A 26202-nucleotide genomic window follows, 5' to 3' on the forward strand; every position below is an offset into this window, starting at 1 on the left:
AAGTTATGGAAATTGATTTATAATTTATACATAATTGTTTGATATTCTTATAGTTTTAAGATTCAAATTATAACTAACTAAATAATAAAATCATGAGAAAAATTACGTTTCTATTGACTATAGTATGCCTTTTAACCACAGGTCTATTTAGTAGTCTTAAAGCACAAGCAGATGCAACAAATTTTCAAAAAGAACTTAGCTGTGCAGAATCTTACCCAGAATTAATCGCAGTGGATTTTAAAGGATCAGATGATGGAATACTAAAAACAGAAAATGGTATTTTAGAAAATATAGTAGATGGATCTTATATTATGTTTTCTGATATTGATGTAAGATGCGCCACTGGAATTACCGTGCTTGCTGCGGCACCCAGTGAACGTGGCTATATCGAAATTAGATTAGGATCAATATCTGGGCCACTACTAGGACAAACAGAGGTTATTAATACAGCAGCTTGGGCGCCTATGTCCTATATTAATGCCGATATAGATAGCAGTGAAGTCAACACAGATTCTGAAGATATTTATTTTGTATTTGTGGCTTCTGGAACAAGTAGATATTTATTTAACTTGTATTCTTTCAAGTTTAATATTGGCGATTCAGAACCAACCGATCAAGAAATAACTGTTAGTACATTATCTGAATTACAAAGTGCTGTTTTAGATGATAACCAACATATAATTCTGAATAATGGCGGAGATAACCGTTTTAATTTTGAAGACGACTTACCTGCTGTGTTGAGAAAAATAGAAGTGTCAGGTTCTAATAATACTATTGATTTGAGTAGGGTTTATATAGATGTTCCTGTGGGAAGTGTAAGTTCCACTTATTTCGTAATATCTGGAGATAATAATGTTATTATAGGAGGAGAGATAGAAGATACATATAGAAGTGGCATTACAGAGATTACAGATTTTAGTGCTTATAATCAGGATCGCGAAAATTTAGCTCATGGTTTAGGTGGTGATGCTGTAGTAACTATTACTGGAGAAGGTAACTTGGTAGATGGTTTAAAGTTAACGACTCGTGGCTCTTTTCCATACGGTTATGGAAGTATGTATGGTATTGGTGCAGAAAATGTTTTCGGATTAGATAAACGATGCGGTATACTTATTAATGGTAAAAATAACACACTAGATAATATTGTTCTTCATCAGAGAGCATTTGGACATGGTATTTTTATGCAAGGTGATGCAGATGAAACTGTAATAAAAAATACTCAAGTAGATGGTAGAGTACGTTTAGGTGCAGAGTTGTATAACGAAACAGAACCTTATGATTTGCCTTATTTAACAGATTATAAACAACCTTACAATAGTGATTTACCTATTGACAATACAGAGATGCATTCCCTTTCTGAAGATGGTATAAGAATGTATAATATACCCGGGAGTGTAACGATTGATAACTGTACAGTAGATCAAATGAGAGGTGGTATTCGTTTGTATTTAGGCGGAAAAGCAACGGTAAACAACGTAACGTCTACAAATTGTGGTAGCTCAAATTATAATTTACCTGCAGATGTTGGTACCATAACAAATTCGTATGGAAATTTCGCTTATGCGCCTTTATCAGATTTTGCTTTAAATAGAGGTGGTTATAATGCAGAATGGACTATAATTCCATCTCCACATGCAACAGGACCTCATAATTTAATGGATGTTAATGGCGGTGGTCATAATCTTGTATTTCATAGAACTCTAGGTCCAATTGATACTGACCTTTCTCGGGCTATAGTAGTAAGTGGTAGTGGCTCTACTATTGTAAATGAAACGGAATATACTATTATTCTTAAATCTACGGCAAGTGGTAATACTATACTTAGTTGTGGTGGAGGAACAATTATAGATGAAGGATCCAATAACACACTTACTTATTTTGACAATTGTGAAGATGTCGTTATTGAGGAAGAAGAATGCACAGTGGTTGATCCTTTTGTAAGAGTTGAGGCAGAAGACTTTTGTGAATCGTACGGCGTTCAGATAGAAACTAATACTGATGGAACAGGTAATATTGGTTACATTAATAATGGAAATTGGATCATGTTTAATGATATAGATTTTGGAAATGGTGCTTTAAGTGTTTCTGTTGGTATGGCCTCAGATAGAGACGGCGGAAATGTAGAATTTAGATTAGGAAGCGAAACAGGTACTTTAATAGGGACAGCTACGGTTGGTAATACTTCAGGGTGGCAAACTTATGAAGACGTTTCGGTAAACCTTACTGAGGCTACTGGAGTGCAAGACCTTTATTTGGTCTTTACCGGTGAAGGATCAAGTAGTTTATTTAACCTTGACTATTTTCAATTCTACACAACCTTAGGTATACATGATGTTTTAGAATCTGAAATTAAAATGTTTCCAAATCCGGTTAAAAATGAACTTCATATTATTAAGGCTACGGGAGCTCAGGTTGATGTTTATGACAGTTTAGGAAAATTAATTTTGTCACAAGATATTTTAAGCGACGAAACTATTATTAATACAAGTAATTTACATTCAGGAATCTACTTTGTTCGTTTCCAAAAAAATAATGGTGTATTATTTAAAAAGATAATTAAAAAGTAATTTTCATGATACATTATGAAAAGCTACCTGAAAGGGTAGCTTTTTTTGTTGTAAATATTTGAATGGTTTGAAATTGAATAGTTTACGTTTTCTCCACTTAAATCTTTTCAAAAGAAGAATTTCAGCATAAATGGGTGATATGTTAGGTTCTAAGAATCATAATTTATATCAATTTGAAGTGTTTATTGTTAAAATTGTATGTTAATAAAAATTAAACATATGATAAAATAAGAATTACTTAAAAATTTGTGTTTGCTCCAAAAAGGAGTTAAGACCATTTTAACCACAATTATTAACCATAATTAATCAAATTATATGAAAAACAAACTACCTATTGACAAACTCAAAATTAAACATCCAAATCGGATAAGCTCATCTGGGCTCTTATTCGTAATGTTTTTTTTATTGAGCTTAACTGCATTTTCTCAAGTGACGACAGTAAGCTCATTAACCGAACTTTTACCGTATTTAAAACAGAGTAATGTAGAAGTTAAATTAGAACCTGGAGTTTATACCGTAACTCCGGAAGATATTCAAAATGGATTATTTCCTGATTATACAGAATTCTTAGGAAGAAAAAATTACGTGCTGTTTTTAGTTTCAGGAAATAATAGTACTTACGATTTTACAGACGTAACTATAAATGTAGAAACAGCTGTTTTTAATGCCTATTCCGGGGCCTATGATAATTTTTATGAGATCCAAACCACGGGAAATAATAACGTCTTAAAAAACTTAACCTTAATAGATTTGGGAAGCGTTAACGACTATCCAAAAAACGGAGCGTGTAACATTACCATGGACGGGAGTTATAACCGTATTGAAGGTTTTCATATTACAGCAAAAGGATCTTACCCTTATGGCTATGGAGACTCATTCGGAAAAGGTGGCTCTTATACTATTAAACATTATAAGCACAGTGCTTTTTTAATTCGAGGAGAATCAAATCATGCTAAAAGTAATACTATTATTCATAGAACTTATGGACATTGTATGTTTATGCAGGCTGCGAATAATCCCATTATCGAAGACTGTTATTTAGAAGGTGAAATGCGCAGTACAGACGATATGTTGGCAGAAACGTCAGGGCCTGCTTTCGATATCGATTTTATGACAGATTGGGGATATAAATTACCTCCTGGCTACATGAAAAGCACTGGTGAAGCTGGTATACGTGCATACAATGCTGGTGAAACTATTATCGATGGCGTAGAATATAGTAGAGGGACATCGAATGTTACCGTTTTAAACTGTACAATAAAACATCTAAGAACAGGGGTTACTATTGCCCACGCCACAGGAAAAAAATATGTAGAAGGTACTACTGCCATAGGTTGTGAAAATGGATTTTCTCTAGGATCAGGAGATGTGGTGGATAGTTATGCCGACTGTGCGTTTGGTCCTGTGTATGCAACGACTTACACAACAGATAAAAATTTTAATGCAGAAATTACAATTATTCCTGCTGAAGATCCTTATTATAATGGTTCTGGAAACGTAGCCTATATTGGTGGTAGTAATCATAATATTACCCTTAAAAGTGCTCCAGGATTAGTTATCGACCAAGATCTGAAAATTAAATTTGGAGGGGAACGAAATCATATTAGTACACAAGGAGAAAGTCTTAGTAATCAAGATGATTTTTATGCTAAAAATATACAGATTAATAACCTTACTAATTTTGCAGTGTTATTAAATGACCAAAGCACCAATGTTACAGGTGTTTCTGGTGGTATGGTTACCGATTTGGGAACAGACAATAATGTGGTGTTTGAAGCGGTTTCAGTAAATACAATCGAAGCAGAAGCATATAAAACAATGAATGGTGTTACTACCGAAACAACTACCGATGAAGGTAGTGGTGAAAATGTAACCGCTATTGATGCAGACGACTGGTTAGAGTACGAAATAGAAGTGCCATACGCTGGAACCTATTATTTTGATTATCGCATAGCGAGTGCTACAAATTCAGGACAATTTACTTTAAGTGCAGATGGCGATGCTAAAGAAACGGTGTCTTTTTCTGCAACAGGAGGCGCACAAACTTGGCAAACGGTACGATCGGAAACACCGATACAATTAATGGCAGGAACTCAAACATTAAGAATTACAGCGCAAACTGCGGGATGGAATTTTAATAAGATGAGTTTGTTATTAAACTGTGCCGAAGTGGCTATTGTGCCAAATATAGAAACGTTTAATGCTTTAGGCTCATCGCTAAATAGAGTTCAGGCAAATACTAGTACTGTTTTTTTAGGAAATACGGTGCAATTAGACCCAGAACCTCTAGTTGGAGGAAGCTGGTCTTGGACGGGTCCAAATGGGTTTTCGTCTTCAGAACGTAGTGTGGTTTTAGAAGCAGTCCAGTTAAATCAGTCAGGCGATTATCATGTGGTGTTTACAAACGATTGTGGCGCTCAAACTGAAGAAACATTTACACTAAGCATTCAAGAATCAGTTTTATTTGAAGCAGAAGATTTTAAAACGTCTAGTGGGGTGTCAACAGAAACAACAACAGACGAAAATGGTGGATCTCAAATTTCTAATATAGCTTCAGGCGATTGGATGGAATACGTAGTTGAGGTTCCATTTCCTGCAACTTACACGTTTAATTATCGTCTTGCAAGTGTATCGTCTGGCGATTTTGATGTGAGTTTAAATGGAGAAGCATTACATCAAATTACTTTCGATGCAACTGGTGGAGCCAATGTTTGGTCAACACTTAGTGCTTCAGAAAATGTTTATCTACCTGTGGGAACTCATACTATACGAATAACTTCAAATTCAGATGGATGGCATTTAAATTGGTTCTCTTTAACAGGAAACGATTTTGTGAATCCGTGTGAATTACCGTTTACAAACGAAGGTTTTTCAGTAATGAATAGTACAGAAACATGGTCGTCTGGTGTATTAGATATAAGTTGTGCCACAAGCGTTAATGCGTATATGGTTTTGGAAGAAGTAGGTACGGTTTCGGCCTCAGATTATGTTAATGTATATTATAAATTAGACGGAGGAGATCGTGTTGCGATTTCAGAACATACAGGATCACTTTCTAATAGCTCTGCGGTAGTAAATAATTTAAGCGGAAGTACGTTGGAATTAATTGTTGAAGCGCAAACTTCAAGTCTAGATAATTATTATGCCGTGTCCAAAATAAGTGTTGTAGAAACCACAGATCCTTTTGTTAGAATTGAAGCAGAAGACTATGACGACTTAAATGGTCCGAAAGCGGGAACTACAGGAGATATTGATGGTAATCAAAATTTGGGGTCTATTAAACCAGAGCATTGGAGTATGTATGCGAACTTAGATCTTACTAATGTAAAAAGTATTAATGCCAGAGTGGCAAGTGTGTATGACGACGCATTTATTGAAGTACGATTAGATGCTTTCGACGGACCTTTAGCTGGAGTAATTGATGTTCCAAACACAGGGAATTGGCAAGTTTACGAAACAGTTAGTGCGTATATAGAGGATGTTACAGGCGTTTACGATGTGTACTTAGTTTATAAAACAAAAGTTAGCAATAATGTATGTAATATAAATTGGTTTCAATTTTCCGATGCGTATGTAAAAGCACCTACAGATCCTTTTTCTAGAGTGGAAGCAGAGTATTTCGATTCGGAAAGCGGTACTTCAATAGTGGGAACCTCGGATGTTGATGGTGAAAATCATATTAGTGATATACAAGATGGCGATTGGATTATGTTTAATGGTTTAGATGTTTCCAAAGCTTCTCAAATAGATTTTCGTGTAGCAAGCGTAACAGATTCGAGTATTATAGAAGTGCGTTTAGATGCTGTAGATGGCGAAATTATTTCTTTAATTAACGTACCAAATACTGGAGCTTCATCTACTTGGCAAACCATTAGTGCCCACGTAGAGGAAGTGACAGATGAACATGATATTTACATCGTGTTTAAAGGAACTGGCACAGATTTATTAGCTCTAAATTGGTTGCAATTTAAAGTGTACGAAAATCCGTTTGCAAGAATTGAAGCCGAAAACTTTGATGCTCAGTTTGGAGACCCAAATGTAGCTGGTAGTACTTCAGATATTGATGGTGGTGGAGATTTGCGTGGTATTGTTCCTGGAGACTGGGTAATGTTTAATGCGGTAGATTTAACCGGAGCAGAGAGCGTGAGTGCGCGTTTCGGATCTATCTACGACGATGCTTTTATTGAAGTTAGAACAGGTGCTGTTGATGGTGAGCTTATCGGAACTATTGAGTTGTTTAACTCAGGCGGATGGCATAATTGGGAAACTTCAACTGGAAACATTTCTAAAACAGATGGTGTACACGATTTGTATTTTGTTTTTAATACAGAAGTCAGTAAAAATGTATGTAACATAAACTGGTTTCAGTTTTCTGAACAGGCACTATCTAAAGATTTAGATGCGAACCTAAGAATTGAAGCTGAAGATTATCACGTATCTAATGGTACAACCATAGAGACAACAACTGATGAAGATGGAGAACAAGAATTAGCCATGATTCAAGATGGAAATTGGGTAATGTATCGTCAACTTGATCTTAATAAATTAGGAGGATTAGACGTTCGGGTAGCGAGTATTGTTGAAGGTGCTACGATAGAAGTGCGTTTAGGAGCTTACGATGGTACATTAATCTCTACTGTTAATGTGCCAAATACTGGCGGTATAGACCAATGGGAAACTGTTAGTGCTAAGGTCGCCGAGGTTACGGAAATCCAAAATGTGTATTTAGTATTTAAAAATACGGGAACAGATGGCTTACGTTTAAACTGGATTCACTTTACAGAAAATGAAAGTTTATTAGGCTTTTTTGAAGCTGAAGATTACGATGATATGTTTGGTGTCCAGATTGAAACGACCTCAGATGATAATGGAAAAGAGAATGTTGGTTATATTGAAAATAACGATTGGATCGCATTTAATGATGTCGATTTAACCGAATTCACAATTCTAGATGTGCGTTATAGTTCTCCAAAGTCAGGCGGATTTGTAGAAGTGCGTTTGGATGCAGTAGATGGTAGACTAATTGGAAATGTTCCTTTAGAAAATACATCAAATTGGAATAACTGGGCAACAACAAATTCACAACTGGTTTCGGTTGAAGGCGTACACACAGTTTATCTTGTATTTAAAGGCGGAAGCTCATATTTATATAATTTAAATTGGATTCATTTTAAATCGAGAGAAAACCCATTTGATAGAATGGAAATCGAAGATTTTGATGAAATGTCTAGCGGACCAAAAGTAACTTCACCAACATCAGATGTGGATGGTGGTGCAGATATTAGATCTGTAAAACCTGGTAATTGGGCCTTATATAAAGGTGTAGATTTAACAGAAGCAAAGAGTATGATTGTCCGTGCTGGAACGCAAATGGAAGATGCATTTATTGAACTAAGATTAGGTGCTGTAGATGGAGATTTAATTGGAAGTGTGCCATTAATAAATTCAGGAGGATGGCATAACTGGGTAGATTCTAGTGCAAATTTAGAAGCTGTTACAGGCGTACACGATGTCTATTTGGTATTCGAAACGGTAGCGAGTGCAAATGTTGGTAATATTAACTGGTTCCAATTTTCAAACCAAACAGTGCAAATGCCAATCGCTCCGTTTGAGCGTATTGAAGCCGAAAATTATAGTTTAGTTAGCGGGACAACAACAGTTGAAACTACAGATGTAGACGGTATTCAGAATGTTAGTGTCATCCAAAATAATACTTGGACAATGTATAGCGCTTTAGATGTTAGTAATGCGCTTTCTTTTGAAGCACGTGTCGCTAGTGTAAACTCTGGTGGTAGCATAGAAGTACGTCTAGATGGGTATGATGGAGAGCTTGCTTCTACTTTAGATGTTCCAAATACCAATGGTACTGATGCATGGGTAACGGTAAATTCTGAAGTATCAACTATTGAAGGTGTTCACGATATTTACCTCGTATTTAAAGGAGAAGGAGATAATCTATTCGATTTAAACTGGTTTAAATTTAATCAGGAATCATTAAGTATCGACGATGCTTTTAAGACTACTTTTAGAACGTATCCCAACCCTGTTTTAGATGCTTTAACCATTAAAAATGGAGCAGGAGCACAATTAAAACTATACAATGGATTAGGACGATTGATTTTTTCTAAAACAATTAATAGTAATGAACAAACTATAGACATGAGTCATCTTAGTAGTGGTATTTATATATTACGAAGCCAAAAAGATGGTGCTGTAGTGAGTAAGAAATTGCTCAAAAAATAATTTAATAAAGTAAGTAAAGGCTGCCTGAAAGGGCAGCCTTTTTTGTTTTAGATAATAGTAAGCTCCAAAAAAAACAGAATACTCTGGTTGTTATGTAAATAATAAAGCGAAAGAGTAATTCTCGACTTAGAAATCCCCATAATTTATAATTAATGACCTTTAATTTATAAATGATGCATTTTAAAAAAACGATATTAGTCTGGCTAAACTACAAGAAGTTTATCGACATCTAAAAAGTAGTTCAGGGATTAGAATCAACCAATTATTTCCGAAAATGAGATCATTATTTCCATTACAAAAGGGCGTTATTTTAAGTGTTTTAATTTGTCTTATCAGTTTTACCTTAATGGGGCAAAACTCTAACTTTAAAATTAAGAAAGTTAAAATTGAAGCTGAGGTAGATTCAATAATGACATCAAAATGGAATACAAATTTCCAGCATGTCGAATATCCAAAACAGTGGTTAGAACATGTTATAACAGTAAATCCAGGAGCATCTCTACAGGAAGCAATAGATGAGGCACATAAAACAGGAGGTGTTGTTTTTCTTAAATCAGGAATTCATGTTTTAACAGAAACGATAACCTTAAAAGGAAGAGTTACATTGGTTGGAGAGGGACGAGAGCATACCATAATCCAGCAAGGTCCAAATATGGAAACTACGGGATTCAGCATAGAAGCAGAACCACAAGTAACCGATTTAATAATTAAAGATTTAACTCTAAAAGGAAGCCGTTCAGGTAAGGCTAATGGGATATTAATCAGAGGAAGAAATGAGAGTAGACACGATCGTGTAATGCTTCAAAATATAAATGTTACAGATTGGTCGGCACAAGGCGTACATATGAAACGCACCAATAATATTATTATGGATAACTGTAATTTTCAGTATAACGGTTCCGCAGGTGGCTTGTATCATAATGTGTATTTTCTGTATAATAAATACATCTTACAGTCGGATTGCGACATGTCTTATCCTATAAAAGGGAAAGGGAATAAGTACACGTCTTGTGAATTTGTTTTGGCACAACGTTGTACGATTAAAGATTGCCTAGGTAATGGAATTCAGGCCGATCATGAAGAGGCTGGATATTTATTTTTTCATAAGTATCACGTTTCAAACTGTGGTCGTGTGGCACTATGGTTTCCATGTGAGGACTATTACGATAAATATACGTATACCGAAAATCCTCAATATGCACCACAACATGTTATTCTAAACCGTTGCGAAATTATTAATAATACGTGGGGTGCCATGTGGCGTATGGTAAATAATTCATTTGTTATTAATAGTACTTTCGATAATAAAAAGATTGATATGGGGCTTTTAAAATGTGATGTCACTTTTGATAATAGCACCTTTAAGCAAGGAAATAAAACATATACAGACGTTACCCAATGGCCTAAAGACGTTGAGATTTTATGGTAGAATTTATAAGCATTAATTATCTCTTAAATTAAAACATGAAGAAATTAAAAAGTATACTTATCATAATCTTTTCGCTGGTGATAAGTTTATCAGGATATTCAAATACTCAGAATGAAAACCTAACAACTGAGAAATACACTCAGAAAGCGAATGCAAATGATACGGTTTCATATGTCTTTCAATTAGAGAATACAAAAGGCACGCCGGAAACCTATTTTTTAAGTGTACTGCATCCGCGAGAATTGGCTTGCGAGAATATACTAAGTGATTCTAAAATTACAGTAAAACCTTATGCGATTTATAAAGGAACACTGCAAGTTGTTGTGAGTGATCGTTTGCCTTTGGGCGGACACGAATCGAGTGTGGTTGTTGTAAAAGATGTACAAGATAATGAGGTTGAACGACTAGAGTTTATCACTGTGCGTTCTAAAGCTCATCCATTTGTTTTAGTTACAAATGATGTTCTTGAGGAAGCCACTAAGAAGATTGAAAACTATGCTTGGGCCAAGAATAATCTAGACGCTATGTTAAAAGAACTTGATGGTTTTCAGTTTCCAGAACGTAAAATTATAACCAAACCAAGACCTACAAAAGTGTGGTCCAGTTTAAATTATTTGGCTAGCGATGGGGAAAAAGCATTTCAATTAGCATTAGCGTATAAATTAACGGATAATGTCGCGTATAAAAATAAACTAATAGCTTTTATAAAAGCGGTTTGCGATAAAGATCAAGGGTATTTATCTATAGGTGCGGCAACTACAGGCGTGCAAGTCCATGAAGGGAATTTCTTTTTATTCTTGGCTTCTGCAATCGATATTGTATATAATGACCCCGAATTATCGGCTACCGATAGACAAAATATAGAAGATTCGTTTCGGTATTATTTAGAATTGAACAAAAAACATATGGATGGTTTAGGGATTATGAATCACCAAGCGAGTGCAAATGCGGGAGCCATATTTGTTGCTTTGTTTTTGCAAGACATTCCAGAACTCACATATTTAACGGAAGCTCCAGGAGGAATGGCCGATCAAATTGGTAAGGGTGTAATGGCCGATGGTTGGTGGTTTGAAGGGACTGCGAACTATTGTTATTTAGTTACTCATAGATATTCGTTAGTTGCTCAAGCTTTCGAGAATTATGGTATGGATTTATATCATAGGCGTTTCCCTACTAAATTTAAAAGTAAAGATTTTGATAATGTAAAAGAAGGGTTTACCGGTATGAAATTCGATAATTGGGGACCTACAGGAAAAAACACTAGAGGATTGGAAGATATGGTGTCGCCGTATATTCCGTTTATGGACGAAAACGCTTATGTAGTTTCTAGCAATGATTCTGATATTACAAAACCAAACGATTTTTACGAATTAGCATACCGCGAATATAGAGAAGACGATTTGGCCTGGGTAATTAATAAAACCGAACGCGATTCTTGGGTATCCTTATTATATGGTGTCACCGATTTGCCAGAAGTAGAAGATCCTAGAACGGGATCGGCTTTTGCGCCTAATGTTGGGTTAACAGCTTTACGCTCTCAATCTCAAAAAGAAAATCCAGAACAACAAATTCAAGCCTATTTCAAATACGGAACTCATGGTGGTTGGCACGGGCAGTTTGATAGAGTTAGTTTAGTGGCGTTAGATCGTAATGGGCACAAGTATTTTGGAACTGAAATGGTTTGGTTTGGTTATGGGAATCCGGGGTATAAAGAAAGTGTACAAACATCGGCTACACATAATATGGTTATTGTAGATGAACTGCAACAAGAGGCGGTGCCTTCTGAGCAATTGGTGTTTTATTCCGGAGATTTAATGCAAGTTTCTATAATTGAAACCAAGGCAAGATGGCGTAAAATTCCGATTTGGAATGCTGAGAAATTTCCACCTTGGGATGATTCAGATTTTGATCCTAATTTTAATCCCATTCAGCAAAGACGGATTTCTATAGTTACGGACGATTACGTTATTCTAGCCGATTATATGAAGTCTGATAAAAAACACAATTACGATTGGTTAATGCATCCTATTGGATTTTCGGGAATTGAAGGTGCTAAAAAAACAGGATCAGAATTAAGTGTTTTAAGTACAAACAATGATTCACCTTATAAATATTTTAAAAATGCACAGTGGTATAATTCTAAACAAGGCACAAAAGTGCAGTTTAACGATGAGGGCAATAAATTAGATATTCATACACTGTGGCCAAGAAAAGCAGAGGTTCTAATTAGTGATTATCCGAACGGTGGTAAACCAAGAGGTATTAGAAATAATCCAGAGCGTAAATCCTATGGGGTACGCATTCATGAAAAGGAAGCTACATTTTTAACTGTAGTGGAGCCTTATACTGGTGAGTCGGCCATATCAAATATTATTTCAAAATCATCTAATGAGTTAATAGTAACCCTAAAGGATGGTCGTGTACAAACCATTACGATAGAATATATGAAAGGGGAACATCCGAAAGTTAAAATATCGGAAACCACTCAAGGAGAATTGGTTAAGACTGAGATAACTAAATAATTATTTATTATGAAAAAAATCTTTTCTTTTATTATTTTTCTAAATGTCATCACGGCTACTGGCCAAGTCAACACAGCTATTGATTGGCCAGGTTTTATGGCGCAACACGATTTAATTTGGGAAGAGATGCCCAAGCAATGGAATGAAGGCGCATTTGTTGGTAATGGACAAGTTGGGATGATGGTGTATGCCAATATTGACGATAATCGTTTAGATTTTCATATAGGGCGTCAGGATGTAACCGATCATAGAAAAGCACCAAACAAAAAAACATCAATGAATGTTAAAGGAGCAAATCTTCTTGATTTCTCGAGATTGGATATAGGACGTATGGTGCTTCGCCCTGTAGGAAAAATTCTGGATATTAAATTACGACAAGATTTATGGAATGCAGAAATTAGAGGGACTATAATTACAGATCATGGGGAGATTACATTTAGAGGTTTTACACCCTACGACAGAATGCTGAATATCGTTGAAGTGACTTCGACAGAAACTAAAAATAAGAAGACTGTAAATTATACTTGGGAGTGGCAACCCGGATTACCTTTATCACCACGAATTATAGCCAAGCCAGAAACTTTAAAAGAAGATTATAAATTTAATCCAAAACCAGAACTAAAAACAGTTAACGGAATACATATTTGTGAACAAAGTTTAATTGCGGGTGGAGATTATGCAACGGCTTGGACAAATACCACATTCAAAAATAATAGTTCTACGATGTATATTGCTGTTGCTAATGAAATTCCCTTACGGCATGTGTCGGCCGAAGTCGCTTCAAAAACAGTAAAAGACGCACGAGCCATTGATATTAAAGCGATAGAAGCAACTCATAGAGATTGGTGGCATACTTATTTTCAAAAATCGTTTTTATCTATTCCAGACGGACGAATGGAATCGTTTTATTGGATTCAAATGTATAAAATGGCGGCGAGCTCTCGTGCCGATGGGCCTGCATTAGATTTATTAGGACCATTTTTTAAAAATACCAGTTGGCCGGGATTGTGGTGGAATTTGAATGTGCAATTAACATATTGGCCTTTTAATGCAAGCAATCATCTGGACATTGCTAAGAATTTCATCACTTTAATAGATGCCAATTTCGATTATATGTCACCCAATAAAAGCGGAAAAAGTCTGGGGGATTTTGCTTGGGCAATGCATAATTACTGGTTAATATATAGTTATGAAGGTAATCAAGATGCAATTCGCGATAAGTGGATGCCCAAAGCCATGAAGATTGCTAAGGTTTATGAAACTAAAATGCATAGAAACCAAAATGGTGAAATTGAATTAACAGAAATGGGATCGCCAGAATATAATGGTTTTAAAGCATATCCAAATACTAATTATAATTTGGCGCTTGTCCGTTGGTTGTTAAACACTTTGGTTACTACCAGTGAAACCTACGACTTAAATACCGAAGAGGTAAAACGTTGGAAAAATGAGCTAGCCGATTTAATAGCATATCCAGAAGATGAAAATGGATTAATGATTGCGAGTAACCAACCCGTAGATGTGTCGCATAGACATTATTCTCATTTGTTGGGATTATACCCGTTATTTCAATTAAATCCTAACGATCCTGCAGTAAGAGATTTAGTAGATAAATCTGTTGTGCATTGGCATAAAATAGAAAATAGTAAAGGTTTGGTTGGTTATTCATATACAGGAGCCGCATCGTTATATGCAGCTCTAGGACGAGGCAATGATGCAAACCAGATGCTTCAGCAATTTTTAGACGGTGATATTCAGAGTGCAATGTTATTGCCAAATACTTTTTATATGGAAGGTCATGGACGGAACCCCGTTATAGAAACGCCTCTTAGTGCAGCATCGAGTACAATTGAATTGCTTTTACAAAGTTGGGGCGGAAAAATTAGAGTATTTCCAGCAACACCAGATAGTTTTCAAGATGCTAGTTTTGCTCAGTTACGCGGTGAAGGAGGATTTTTAGTAAGTGCATCGCGTAAAGCGGGGAAAACAGAATTTGTAACCATTGAAAGTTTAGTCGGAGGTCCTTGTATTGTCAAGGTTCCAGGTTGGACAACAGCAGTACAAATATCAAAAGGAAAAGCGATTAAAATTGATGAAATTGACCATGGAGAATTCCGTTTAGATCTTAAAAAAGGAGAGACGATTACGATGTCTCCAGAGATGCTAAAAAAGGCCGTTATCCAACCTGTTTCTCATCCTAAAAGTGAGATTAATTTGTATGGAGTTAAAGAAGGGAAATCATACACCGAAATTTATGAATACCCTGTTCCTAAGTTTAATTTGCCGGAGGCAGATTAGACGTCTGTTTTAGAAGGTCTAACATACATGTATTGCTAAAACTAAATAAAAAATGATGATTAAAAAACTTGTTGCTAGTGAGACAATGGTTGAAGAGCTAATTACTACAACTTGGGATGGAGATGGACGTACGTATGTTGCCGAAAAGAATACATATTAAATTTTCTAACTATACATACTTAAAAGGATTAAACCGGCATGATAGTCTAAGGTCTAAAACTAGAGTTTGATATTTCATTATATAACTAAAGTAATTTTGACAGGCATTAAGCAGATATCCGTTATTGAATTAACGACACCAATTTTAAGTTTTTATAAAAGTTATGAACGTGTGTTTTTTGAAAAAAAATGAATTTGATGTCAATAAAACCATGAACACCTATAAATACTGATGTTTATGAGTATAAAAGGGTTATAGTTTATCAAAAATGATTCATAGTTTATACTTAAAAGAGACGGGGGTTTTTATTATTGCATAGTAGATTACAACAAAACTTGAGGAACAATTTAAACGATATAAAATTCAATAAAAGCATAAGGAATATGAAGATTTTTAAACTTACTACGGCTGTTTTTTGCATGGCACTTCTGTTGTCTTGTAATAATAAAGCAGAAAAAAAGGTGACAAGTGATGAGGTTGTAGCGGTAGCATCAAAAACCAACGAAGATGTAATACTAGATAAAAGTGTTGTAAAAATTAAAACGACGCTTCAAAATCTAAAAAGTGCGGATAGTTTTCCTAGAAATATAACTAAAGGAAACAAAGAGTGGAACTTGGTAGATGTTAAAGATTGGTGTTCTGGTTTTTGGCCGGGTGTACTATGGTATGCTTACGAGTATTCTAACGATCCAGAAATTAAAGCGGGTGCAGAAAAATTTACAGCTCCGCTTAAAACTATAGCATATACGCCTGCAGAGAATCACGATATAGGTTTTATGGTGTATTGTAGTTATGGAAATGGTTACAGATTAACCGGAAACGAAGAGTATAAAACAGTTTTATTATCGGCAGCAGATACTTTAGCAACGCTTTATAATCCTAAAGTAGGAACTATTTTATCTTGGCCAGGTATGAAACATAAGTTTCAATACAATACCATTATTGATAACATGATGAATTTAGAGTTGTTATTTTGGGCGGCTAAAAATGGAGGAGATAAGAGTTTATACGATATAGCAAATAGTCATGCAGAGAAGTCTATGAAATATTTGGTACGTCCAGATTATTCAATTTATCACGTAGCATGTTTCGATGAGAAGACAGGAGAATTTATTGAAGGACGTACACATCAAGGTTATGCAGACGATTCTATGTGGGCTAGAGGTCAAGGCTGGGGAATCTACGGATTTGCTATGTCTTACAGAGAAACGGGGAATAAAGAATTTTTAACAACCTCTCAAAAATTAGCAGATCACTTTATAGAACGTTTACCAGAAGATGGTATGCCTTACTGGGATTTCGACGATCCAAAAATTCCTAATGCACCTAAAGATGCATCTGCAGCAGGTGTTGTAGCATGTGGTATGTTAGAATTGTCTGAGCATTTAGAAGATCCAGCTTTAAAAGAAAAATATTTTAATGCAGGAAAAGAATTAATTACATTATTAGGATCTGATGCTTATATGAGCGGAGATACCAACGAATCTCTTTTACTACATTCTACAGGACATTTACCTCATAATTCAGAGATTGATGTGCCAATAATTTACTCGGATTACTATTTTATGGAAGCATTATTGCGCTTAAAGAAAATTGAAAATAAAATAGCTCAAAAATAGTTTAGTTTGTTTTTTTTTTGTAAATCACTAAAGATTTATGTGATTTAATCTTATTTGGTAAACCCTTTTAGAAGAAATTCTAAAAGGGTTTTTTAATGTCTGTATTTTAAATGGTTTAGAACGGTCTTGTTTCTTTATAGTGTGAAGGATTACTCTATAAACAGATCCTAATTACTGGGAAACTGTGAAGATAGCCGTATTACTTGTGTACATTTTGTAATTAGATCCAATAGATTCCTTTATAATAATTCTGCTAGCCAAATATTGTATTTGGGGTTTAAATTCATTCAATTAACAAGGACAAGGTTTTTTATACGTACGCTATTAACAGAATTCATATCTAATTATTGCTCTTGGAAGACTTAAAGTCTCCAAATTGCCCTAATTCTAAATAACTTAAAGATTTTTACTAGTACATCATTGAACTGTCCGATTTATATGGGCATTTTGGAACTAAAAGATTGCTAATTGGAGGTTCCATTAACAGTTATAAGATGTGTGCATATGTGCATTGAATCGAACTCATCTTGATTTTTTTGTATTAGTGCGAATTTTTTTCTACGGATGTATTTTATATCATCATAATCATTTTTAAAGCACTTATTTCTAAAACTGTAGGGCATGTAATACAGTCTAATCTACGTGTGGGATAGTATTACTCGTAATGTTGAGAACTTGCCCAATTAAAGTTAAAAAACATAAACAGAATTATGATATTGTTATTAATAGAATGTTAAATTTGTCTTTTTATGAATAAATCATAAAATTATGATTCAAAATTACTATTTCGATTGAAATCCGCTATTTATAAGGGTTTGAGCGTTAAAATGGACCATAATTTAGTGATATAGAATCATGTTTTAGAGAAGATATGAGGCATTATTTATAAAATTGTTAACAGGAAAACATAATAAAATGTTAATGCCATTTTAAATGTCTCCTTACAAACAATATTAATTTAAAACACACTAATTATGACCAGAAAAAAATTACTAAAAACAAACCAAACCATTTTAAGAGTTTATCTATTGAATACAAATTGTATGCATTAAAATTTGTTTTAAACTTTAACAATCAATTAAATAGTATAACGAAAAAAGTATTTTATGTATCAGAATAATAATTTAAAAAAGTCTTCGATAAAGCCAGTGTTGTTTATGGCTTTATTGTTATGCTTATCATATAGCGGTATGTATGCTGCAGACGATAAGGATAGATTCGCTAACTCAAACAGTATTAGTGAACAAAATTTAATAATAACTGGAGTTGTCACCTCTCAAGAAGATGGGATGCCTATCGCAGGTGTAAATGTAATTTTAAAAGGTGGCGACAGAGTTGGTACCGTAACAGATTTTGATGGTAATTATTCATTAAGCGTACCTTCATCATCTTCTGTTCTTATGTTTAGTTCTATTGGTTTTGTACCACAGGAAGTTTCTGTTGCAGGAAAAACTCAATTGAATATAGTAATGGAAACCGATATTAGTGAATTGGATGAAGTTATTGTTGTTGGATTTGGAACACAAAAGAAAGCGACACTTACAGGATCTGTAACTCAGGTAAAAGGAGACGATGTAGTGAAAGGAAAAGGAACATCTAGTGCAGCTTTAGCTTTACAAGGTGAGGTACCTGGACTTGTTGTAACACGTACATCTTCGCGTCCTGGTAATGAGGGTACTGATTTAAAAATTCGTGGTGATATTTCTGTAAACAATATTAGTCCACTTATTTTATTAGACGGACTTGAAATTCCAGAATGGCAATTAGCAACAATTAATGCTAACGATATTGAATCTTACTCTGTACTTAAGGATGGTGCTGCTGCAATATTTGGTACTAAAGCTGCCGGTGGGGTAATTTTAGTAACGACTAAAAAAGGTAAAAAAGGTTCTGCTCTAAAAGTATCATATAAAGGAGAAACTCAATTAAACTTTGTTAGAGACTACCCTTTATCTTCTATGGAAGAATGGGCACAACTTTGGATCACTGCTGGAGATAATGATGGAATTGATTTTGTTGATGGTGATGGAAACCAACAAACAGCAGCTTCAAACTACCGTTTCTTTACACGTGATGAATTAGTTTCGATTGTAGATGGTACATTACCAATGGCTCCAGAGTCTTACTTCTGGTTAGGTAAAGATCACTATTTTAGTAACGAAACTACAATGTTCGACGAAATGTACGGAACTACATTATCAGAGCGTCATGATGTTTCAATTTCTGGAGGTAGTGAAAAAGCAACATACAGAACATCTGTTGGTTATGCGAATGAGCGTTCACCTATTAGTTATGTGTATGACGGACAAAAACGTTACAACTTCCGTACAAACTTAACGTACGATGTGTCGGATATGATATCTACTGACTTTATAGTGTCTTACGATAATAGAACAACAGATGTCCCTACACAAGGTATTGGTGGTGGTGTTCAAGACGCGAGTTGGTTCCCATTATTTAATCCAGCAGGTCAGTATTACGATAACTTTGGAGGTAACAACTCTTTAGCTTATTTAGATGAAGGTGGTCGTACTAAAAATAACGATGAAATCTTTCGTTTAGGTGGTAAAATTAATTTTGATTTCGATAAGTATGTAAAAGGTTTATCTTTTTACTATCAAGGAAACTTTAGTTCTAAAAACAATCATAAAACCACAAGAACATCTACAGTTACTATGTACGATTGGTTTGGTAATACAACGTCTACACCAACAACATTGTTAAACTCTAGTGTAAAAGAAGAGTCTCAGAAACAAATATTCCAAAATCATGTATTCCAATTAAACTATAACCGTACTTTCGGTAACCATACATTAGGTGCTATGGTAGGTTATACTGCAGAAGAAACGCAAACAAATAATTACGATTTGTTCCGTTCTAACATGGCTTCAAATGATTTAAATGATATTAATACAGGAGACGTGACTACACAAACAAATGCAGGTGGTAGTAATGCTGTAGGTTTAGTGTCTTATTTAGGAAAATTAAACTACAACTTTAAAGGAATTTACTTATTAGAAGTATTAGGTCGTCGTGATGGTTCTTCGCGTTTAGACCCAGATTACAGATGGAAAAACTTCTATGGTGCGTCTGCAGGTATTAATTTAGCAGAAATGGCAATTATGGAAGGTAGTGCGTTTAACTTATTAAAACTACGTGCTTCTTATGGTGAAACGGGTTCTGTAACAGGTATTGGTGCATACGATTACTATTCTAGTATTGGATACGGTTCTACAATTTTTGGAAATAGCCCAGAATTATATAATACAGCATTCATTAGCGGACTTACTTCTACAGATCGTTCTTGGGAGCGTGTATCAACAACTAACTTTGCTGTAGACTTTGGAGTACTTAATAACCGTTTAACTGGTACAGCAGAATACTTTATTCGTAAGAATGACGATATGTTAGTTAGTATTACATATCCACAAGTATTAGGAGCTGGAGCACCAAAAACAAATAGTGGTACGTTTGAAACTACTGGTTACGAATTATCTGCTAACTGGAGAGATCAGATTGGAGACTTTAGTTATAACATAGGATTAAGTTTCTGGGATAATGAGAGTGAAGTTACTAAAATGGAAGGTGCACAGAATATTTCTAAAGGTGTAAACTCTGTGTTAGAAGGGAAACCATTAAATGCAATCTACGCTTACAAGACAGATGGTATTATGACTTCAGAAGATGAAGTTTTAAACTACTACAACCAAGTAGGTTTTATAGACGCAACCGACCAAACAAAATTGAAAGCAGGAACTTTATTACCAAATTATAGAAGTGCAGACCGTTTAGTACCAGGTACAGTAAAACGAGTTGACGTAAGTGGTGATGGTGTTATAAATGAAGAGGATTTAGTTTACGTAGGTGATACAGGTCCACATAAAAGTTTTGGTATTAACTTAGGATTTGCTTACAAAGGATTCGATTTTAGTGCATTCTTCCAAGGTGTTGCCGATGTTAATATTGTAAGAACAGGTTCTCTTGCTTATCCATTTGCACAATGGTGGACAAACCAAAACGCATCATTCTTAGGGAATACTTGGACTGTAGATAACCAAAATGCAGAGTTACCTGCAAGTTATTACAACACGGCTAGAAAAACTTGGAATTATGATTTAAACGATATTAACGTTATTAAAGCGGCCTATATGCGTGCTAAGGTGATCTCTGTAGGATATACACTTCCTCAAGCTACTTTAGAGAAAATTGGTGTGGACAGAATTCGTGTGTCTTTAACAGGAAACGATTTATTTGTAATTTCTAATGTAAAAGATGGTTTAGACCCTGAAGCAGGTATAGATACAAGACAAGGAAGTCAGACTCCATTTGTATCGACTATGATTCTTGGTTTAGAGCTTACTTTTTAATTGATAATTTTTAATTTAATGAATATGAAAAATATAAATTTTAATATAAAACGAATAGGGTTAGTGGCCATGGTTTCTGCGTTTATGTTTACAGGTTGTTCCGACTACCTAGAGCAAGAACCTTTAGATTCTGTAACAGAAGCTGTGTATTTTAAAACCCCAGAACAATTCGACGCAGCAGCAAATTTTTTCTATAGAGCTACATTTGGATATGTTGCAGGTAGTAATGGTGGAGATGAATCTTCAGATTTATCAGCTAACATTACAGAACAACCAACGTATGCTAGTGGTAATAAACCCGTTCCTACATCAGATGGAATTTGGAGTAGTAACTACAATCAGTTAAGAGAAGCTAATCAATTAATAGAGAAAGCGGCAGAATATGAAGGTGATCAATCAGAAATAGAAGTGCCTGTTGCTACAGCTCACTTTTTTAGAGCTTGGAATCACTACAAATTGTTATTGCGTTTTGGAGGAGTTCCTATTGTAACACGTTCTTTAGATGTGAGTTCTGAGGAATTATACGGACCAAGAAATAGTCGTTACGAGGTTATCTATCAAATCTTAAGTGACTTAGATGTTGCTATAGACGGATTACCTTCAGAAAATAGTATCGGAGATACAGAAAAAGGTAAATTGTCTTCTGAGGCAGCAAAATCTTTAAAAGCACGTATTTCTTTATATGCAGCGACATATGAAAAATATGTGGGTACAGCTACAGATGGAGATGGTACTACTGTTGGTGCAGGATCAGCAAAACCAGCAGATTATCCTAGCGTGCAACAACTTTTTGAAGATGCAAAGCAAAGCGCTTTAGAAGTTATGAATAGTGGTGCTTACGAATTATGGGATCATCGTGCAGAGCTTGGAGATAGAAACTTATTTTACTTATTCACTTTAGAAGATGGTTCTAATCCAGCAGGTTTAACTAAAGCAGATAACAGAGAATTTATTATCCAAACAGTTTACGATTTTACATTAAGACAAATTGGTCAGAACATTTCTCACTCTAAGCCATATACACCATCTAGAAAATTAATGGATATGTATTTATGTGAAGACGGTTTACCTGTACAATACTCTTCAGTTTTTGAAGGATACGACACAATGACTTCAGAATTTCAAAATCGTGATAATCGTTTAACTAGTTTTGTATGGGAGCCTCTAAAGGAATATTGGGGCTATGGTGCAAATGTTGATGGAGGTGGTGCACAATATGGTGTAGATTTTGCCGATGCTGGTACGGGATTCGATTACAGATATGTGCCTCAATTATTAAACCCATCAGGTGGACGTGGAGTTGGATATCAAGGTGTTAAATTTGTGACAGAACACAAATTAAGAGAAACACGTAGTGAGTCTTTCAACTTCCCTCATTTACGTTATGCAGAAGTATTGTTAACTTATGCAGAAGCGACTGTAGAATTAGGTGGAGGTGTTATTTCTGATGGAGATTTAGACATTTCAATTAATAAAATTAGAGAACGTTCTGATGTTGCTCCTTTAACTAATGCATTAATTTCACCATATTCAGACTTAACAATGTTAGGAGAAATTAGAAGAGAGCGTGCTATTGAATTATTTGGAGAGAGTCAACGTTTCGATGACTTAAAACGTTGGGGAATTGCAGAAGGAGAGTTAAATCACGACTTAATTTTAAATTATGTAGATGGTACAGAATTTGAAACTGCTTTAAATCCTAAGAACCCAACTGATTTAATTTATAACCCAGCAGGATTCTCTTACGGAACAACAAGTACTGAGAAATCTATATCTACATATGCAGGTATAGCAAATGTTAAGCCTGGAGCTTTAATCTTCGATATTAAAGGAAACAGAAACTTTTCAATTAAGAATTATATAGACCCTATTCCTTCAGATCAAATCAGATTGAACCCTGAGTTATTACAAAATCCACTATGGTAAAAACGAATTAAATTGAATTAGTAATTTGTGTTTGTTTTAAAAAGCAGTTGTGATATATCACAGCTGCTTTTTTTATTGTTAAAATCCCGGCAATCTAGTTAGTATGTGATCCGAGGTTGTCATTTAAGAAATTGGTTTGTTCATCTATATAATCTGTTTTACTATATTTCATCTTGCAAAAAATTTAAATATTTATCGTGTATTTTTTACATCCAGATGTTTAGTGAAAATAAGGGAAGTTACTCCGTTTATAAATAGAATTGTATTTACATTCAGAAGCGAAAATATTTTGGTTATCGTTGAGTGTTATAGCTGATTTACCTAGTAAATACGCCTGTTTTTCGTGTAAAATGGTTGACTAGTTATAGTCTTTGAACTATAATTTATTCAGTTTTTAAGAGATAAGATTTAGATTGCAGTAGTTATTGTTTTTTTTAGTCTTAAAAAATATAGAACAGTTTTTAAGACAAGTTAGAAATTGGTTTGAATTCATCCAACGCGAAGTATAAATCAAATTGGATGAATTTTTTTAGAATATCGACAGTACAAAAAACAAAATAGCGGAGATAATTTATATTAATTACCACGATGAAGCATTTAAAAATAGCCATAGTATTTTTTCTATTATTAAATAATATAGGGCTTTTATCTGCGCAAAATATAATACAAGGAAAACTTGGAGAAGCTACTGTAAATGGCGGACTTCAAATGGAAGATTATTGGGTGTGGGGAAGTTCGGTAATTAAAGGCGACGATGGGATGTACCATATGTACGCTTCGCGCTGGCCAAAGTTTTTACCATTTCATCCAGGTTGGATGATTGGGTCTGAAATTGTACATGCCACATCAAAAACTCCAGAAGGGCCATATCAATTCCAAGATGTCGCTCTTAAAGCACGAGGAACCCAATTTTGGGATGGACGCTCTACTCATAACCCTAAGATTGTAAAACATAACGACACGTATATTTTATATTACATGGGATCTACGCACCCCTTTGAAGAGGTTACTACAGAAAATGTGAATCAATTCGATTTAAAAAGTAAATGGTGCATTGCGGCACGATGGGGAAAACGTATTGGAGTCGCAACTTCTAAAAGTCCTAACGGACCATGGAACCGATTAGATACGCCAATTTTAGATGTTAAACCTAATTCTTTTTATAGTTTCTTAACTTCAAATCCGTCACCATTAATAAAGGCAGACGGCTCAGTTGTTCTGCTATTTAAAGGGCGTGATTATAAACCTGATGGTATTAGTAATGCAGATATGAGTATTGGAGTGGCTACAGCGCCATCTTTTAAAGGACCGTATACTGTGATGGGCGATAAGCCTTTATTTTCTTTAGAGCATTTTGGCGAAATCGAAGATCCGCATTTATGGAGCGATGCTACCGGATTTCATATGGTGGCCAAAGATCAGCGTGGCGCTATAACAGGCGAAGCAGGCGATGGACTCTTGGCACATTCTAAAGATGGAATAGAATGGGTAGTCGATAAAAATCCGAAAGCATATACAAAAACGGTGACTTGGGATAATGGTAAAACCGTTAAACAGGGACAATTAGAACGTCCGTTTGTTTTTGTCGAAGATGGCAAACCTACACATATATTTTTCGCGACTATGGATGGTCCTGGAGGATTTAGTAATGGAACAAAAACATGGAATATGGTTATTCCTATAACACAATAAACTAAACTAATTAATAAAACTAAAAATAAAACAGTATGAACAAGAAAATACTTTTATGGTCTATTACCGCTGCACTTGCAGGGTTTTTATTCGGATTCGATGTTGTAGTAATTTCTGGTGCCGATAAAAAACTTCAAACGTTATGGGAATCTTCAGATTCATTTCACGGTTGGGTAGTTATGGGAATGGCACTTTGGGGTACTGTTGTTGGTGCGTTGTTTGGTGGATTTCCAACCAATAAATTTGGCCGTAAAAATACCTTAATAGTCATTGGTATTTTATTTGCTGTTTCTGCTATTGGCTCAGCTTTATCTAACGATCCGTATGTGTTCGCTTTTGCTCGATTTATTGGAGGTATTGGAGTAGGGGCTTCTACAATTGCGGCACCAGCATATATTTCTGAAATCGCGCCAGCTAAAGATCGTGGTCGTTTAGTGGCTATGTATCAATTTAATATTGTATTTGGTATTCTAATTGCATTTCTATCTAACTATTTGTTAAGTGGCATTGGGGAAAACTCGTGGCGTTGGATGTTGGGAGTCGAAGCTATTCCTGCAGTCTTATACATTTTATTTGCTGTAAAATTACCAAAAAGTCCACGATGGTTACTATCTCAGGGACGTACTGAAGAAGCTAAGACTGTATTAAATATAATTGATCCAACAGTAAATGTAGATGAGCAAATTGCAGAATTTGAAAGTCATTCTCACGAAAACGATAAAACAGAAACTATCTTTATTAAAAAATACAGATATCCTTTAATGTTAGCTTTTTTAATTGCTTTTTTCAATCAGCTATCCGGAATTAATGCTTTTTTATATTATGCGCCTCGAATTTTTGAAGAAGCTGGTTTAGGAGAAAGTACAGCACTTTTAAGCAGTGTGGGAATAGGTGTCACTAATTTAGTATTTACACTTTTAGGCGTGTTTTTAATTGATAAATTAGGAAGAAAAACGTTAATGTATATAGGGTCTATAGGCTACATAGTGTCATTAGGTTTAGTATCAGCCGCATTTTTCTTTGGTTGGTCAGGTATGGCTGTGCCTATTTTCTTATTTCTTTTTATTGCAGCTCACGCCGTAGGTCAAGGGGCCGTAATTTGGGTGTTTGTTTCAGAAATTTTCCCTAATCATTTAAGAGCTTCAGGGCAATCTTTCGGAAGTTCTGTACACTGGGTTTTAGCAGCCTTAATACCATCTTTAATTCCATTTTTATTCAGCCATGAATTAATTGGGCCAGGTGTTGTATTTCTGTTTTTTGCATTCATGATGGTGTTACAATTATTATTTGTAGCGTTCTTGATGCCTGAAACAAAAGGTAAAACATTAGAAGAATTGGAAGTAGTAATGCTTAAAAAGAATAAAAAATAGTTCGTTAAA

The 26202-nt window shown here is 34.9% G+C and carries 10 protein-coding genes; all 10 read left to right on the forward strand.

Features of this window, described 5'->3' with window-relative positions; genetic code table 11:
* Positions 1 to 92: 92 nt before the first annotated feature.
* Complete coding sequence (locus tag ACKC83_RS11275; protein ID WP_434035568.1) at positions 93 to 2567, forward strand: carbohydrate-binding protein; 2475 nt, start codon at positions 93 to 95, stop codon at positions 2565 to 2567.
* Positions 2568 to 2882: 315 nt separating this feature from the next.
* The gene (locus ACKC83_RS11280; protein WP_434035569.1) at positions 2883 to 8810 is read left to right on the forward strand and encodes a carbohydrate-binding protein; all 5928 of its coding nucleotides are present in this window, start codon (positions 2883 to 2885) and stop codon (positions 8808 to 8810) included.
* Positions 8811 to 9084: 274 nt separating this feature from the next.
* Entirely contained in the window at positions 9085 to 10239 is a 1155-nt protein-coding gene (locus tag ACKC83_RS11285; protein WP_434035570.1) for a right-handed parallel beta-helix repeat-containing protein, read from the forward strand.
* Between the two features lie 35 nt (positions 10240 to 10274).
* Positions 10275 to 12761, forward strand: a complete 2487-nt coding sequence (locus ACKC83_RS11290; RefSeq protein WP_434035571.1) for a hypothetical protein — start codon at positions 10275 to 10277, stop codon at positions 12759 to 12761.
* Positions 12762 to 12770: 9 nt separating this feature from the next.
* On the forward strand, positions 12771 to 15059 hold the full coding sequence (locus ACKC83_RS11295) for a glycosyl hydrolase family 95 catalytic domain-containing protein (protein WP_434035572.1): 2289 nt from the start codon (positions 12771 to 12773) through the stop codon (positions 15057 to 15059).
* Between the two features lie 543 nt (positions 15060 to 15602).
* A complete protein-coding gene (locus tag ACKC83_RS11300) occupies positions 15603 to 16838 on the forward strand; it encodes a glycoside hydrolase family 88 protein (protein ID WP_414036989.1) in 1236 nt (411 codons plus the stop codon).
* Between the two features lie 1106 nt (positions 16839 to 17944).
* Positions 17945 to 21205, forward strand: coding sequence for a SusC/RagA family TonB-linked outer membrane protein (locus ACKC83_RS11305; protein ID WP_434035573.1), 3261 nt, complete (start codon positions 17945 to 17947; stop codon positions 21203 to 21205).
* Positions 21206 to 21229: 24 nt separating this feature from the next.
* Complete coding sequence (locus ACKC83_RS11310; RefSeq protein ID WP_434035574.1) at positions 21230 to 23131, forward strand: RagB/SusD family nutrient uptake outer membrane protein; 1902 nt, start codon at positions 21230 to 21232, stop codon at positions 23129 to 23131.
* Positions 23132 to 23719: 588 nt separating this feature from the next.
* A complete protein-coding gene (locus ACKC83_RS11315) occupies positions 23720 to 24823 on the forward strand; it encodes a glycoside hydrolase family protein (RefSeq protein ID WP_434035575.1) in 1104 nt (367 codons plus the stop codon).
* A gap of 35 nt (positions 24824 to 24858) precedes the next feature.
* The gene (locus ACKC83_RS11320) at positions 24859 to 26193 is read left to right on the forward strand and encodes a sugar porter family MFS transporter (RefSeq protein WP_434035576.1); all 1335 of its coding nucleotides are present in this window, start codon (positions 24859 to 24861) and stop codon (positions 26191 to 26193) included.
* Positions 26194 to 26202 lie beyond the last annotated feature (9 nt).

The sequence above is a fragment of the Formosa bonchosmolovskayae genome (assembly GCF_051016085.1).
Classification (GTDB): Bacteria; Bacteroidota; Bacteroidia; order Flavobacteriales; family Flavobacteriaceae; genus Formosa.

What these genes read in the sequence shown, in the direction of transcription:
- ACKC83_RS11285 (WP_434035570.1), top strand. Translation starts at nt 9,085, where the DNA reads ATGAGATCATTATTTCCATTACAAAAGGGCGTTATTTTAAGTGTTTTA.
- ACKC83_RS11305 (WP_434035573.1), top strand. Translation starts at nt 17,945, where the DNA reads ATGTATCAGAATAATAATTTAAAAAAGTCTTCGATAAAGCCAGTGTTG.
- ACKC83_RS11280 (WP_434035569.1), top strand. Translation starts at nt 2,883, where the DNA reads ATGAAAAACAAACTACCTATTGACAAACTCAAAATTAAACATCCAAAT.
- ACKC83_RS11295 (WP_434035572.1), top strand. Translation starts at nt 12,771, where the DNA reads ATGAAAAAAATCTTTTCTTTTATTATTTTTCTAAATGTCATCACGGCT.
- ACKC83_RS11275 (WP_434035568.1), top strand. Translation starts at nt 93, where the DNA reads ATGAGAAAAATTACGTTTCTATTGACTATAGTATGCCTTTTAACCACA.
- ACKC83_RS11320 (WP_434035576.1), top strand. Translation starts at nt 24,859, where the DNA reads ATGAACAAGAAAATACTTTTATGGTCTATTACCGCTGCACTTGCAGGG.
- ACKC83_RS11300 (WP_414036989.1), top strand. Translation starts at nt 15,603, where the DNA reads ATGAAGATTTTTAAACTTACTACGGCTGTTTTTTGCATGGCACTTCTG.
- ACKC83_RS11310 (WP_434035574.1), top strand. Translation starts at nt 21,230, where the DNA reads ATGAAAAATATAAATTTTAATATAAAACGAATAGGGTTAGTGGCCATG.
- ACKC83_RS11315 (WP_434035575.1), top strand. Translation starts at nt 23,720, where the DNA reads ATGAAGCATTTAAAAATAGCCATAGTATTTTTTCTATTATTAAATAAT.
- ACKC83_RS11290 (WP_434035571.1), top strand. Translation starts at nt 10,275, where the DNA reads ATGAAGAAATTAAAAAGTATACTTATCATAATCTTTTCGCTGGTGATA.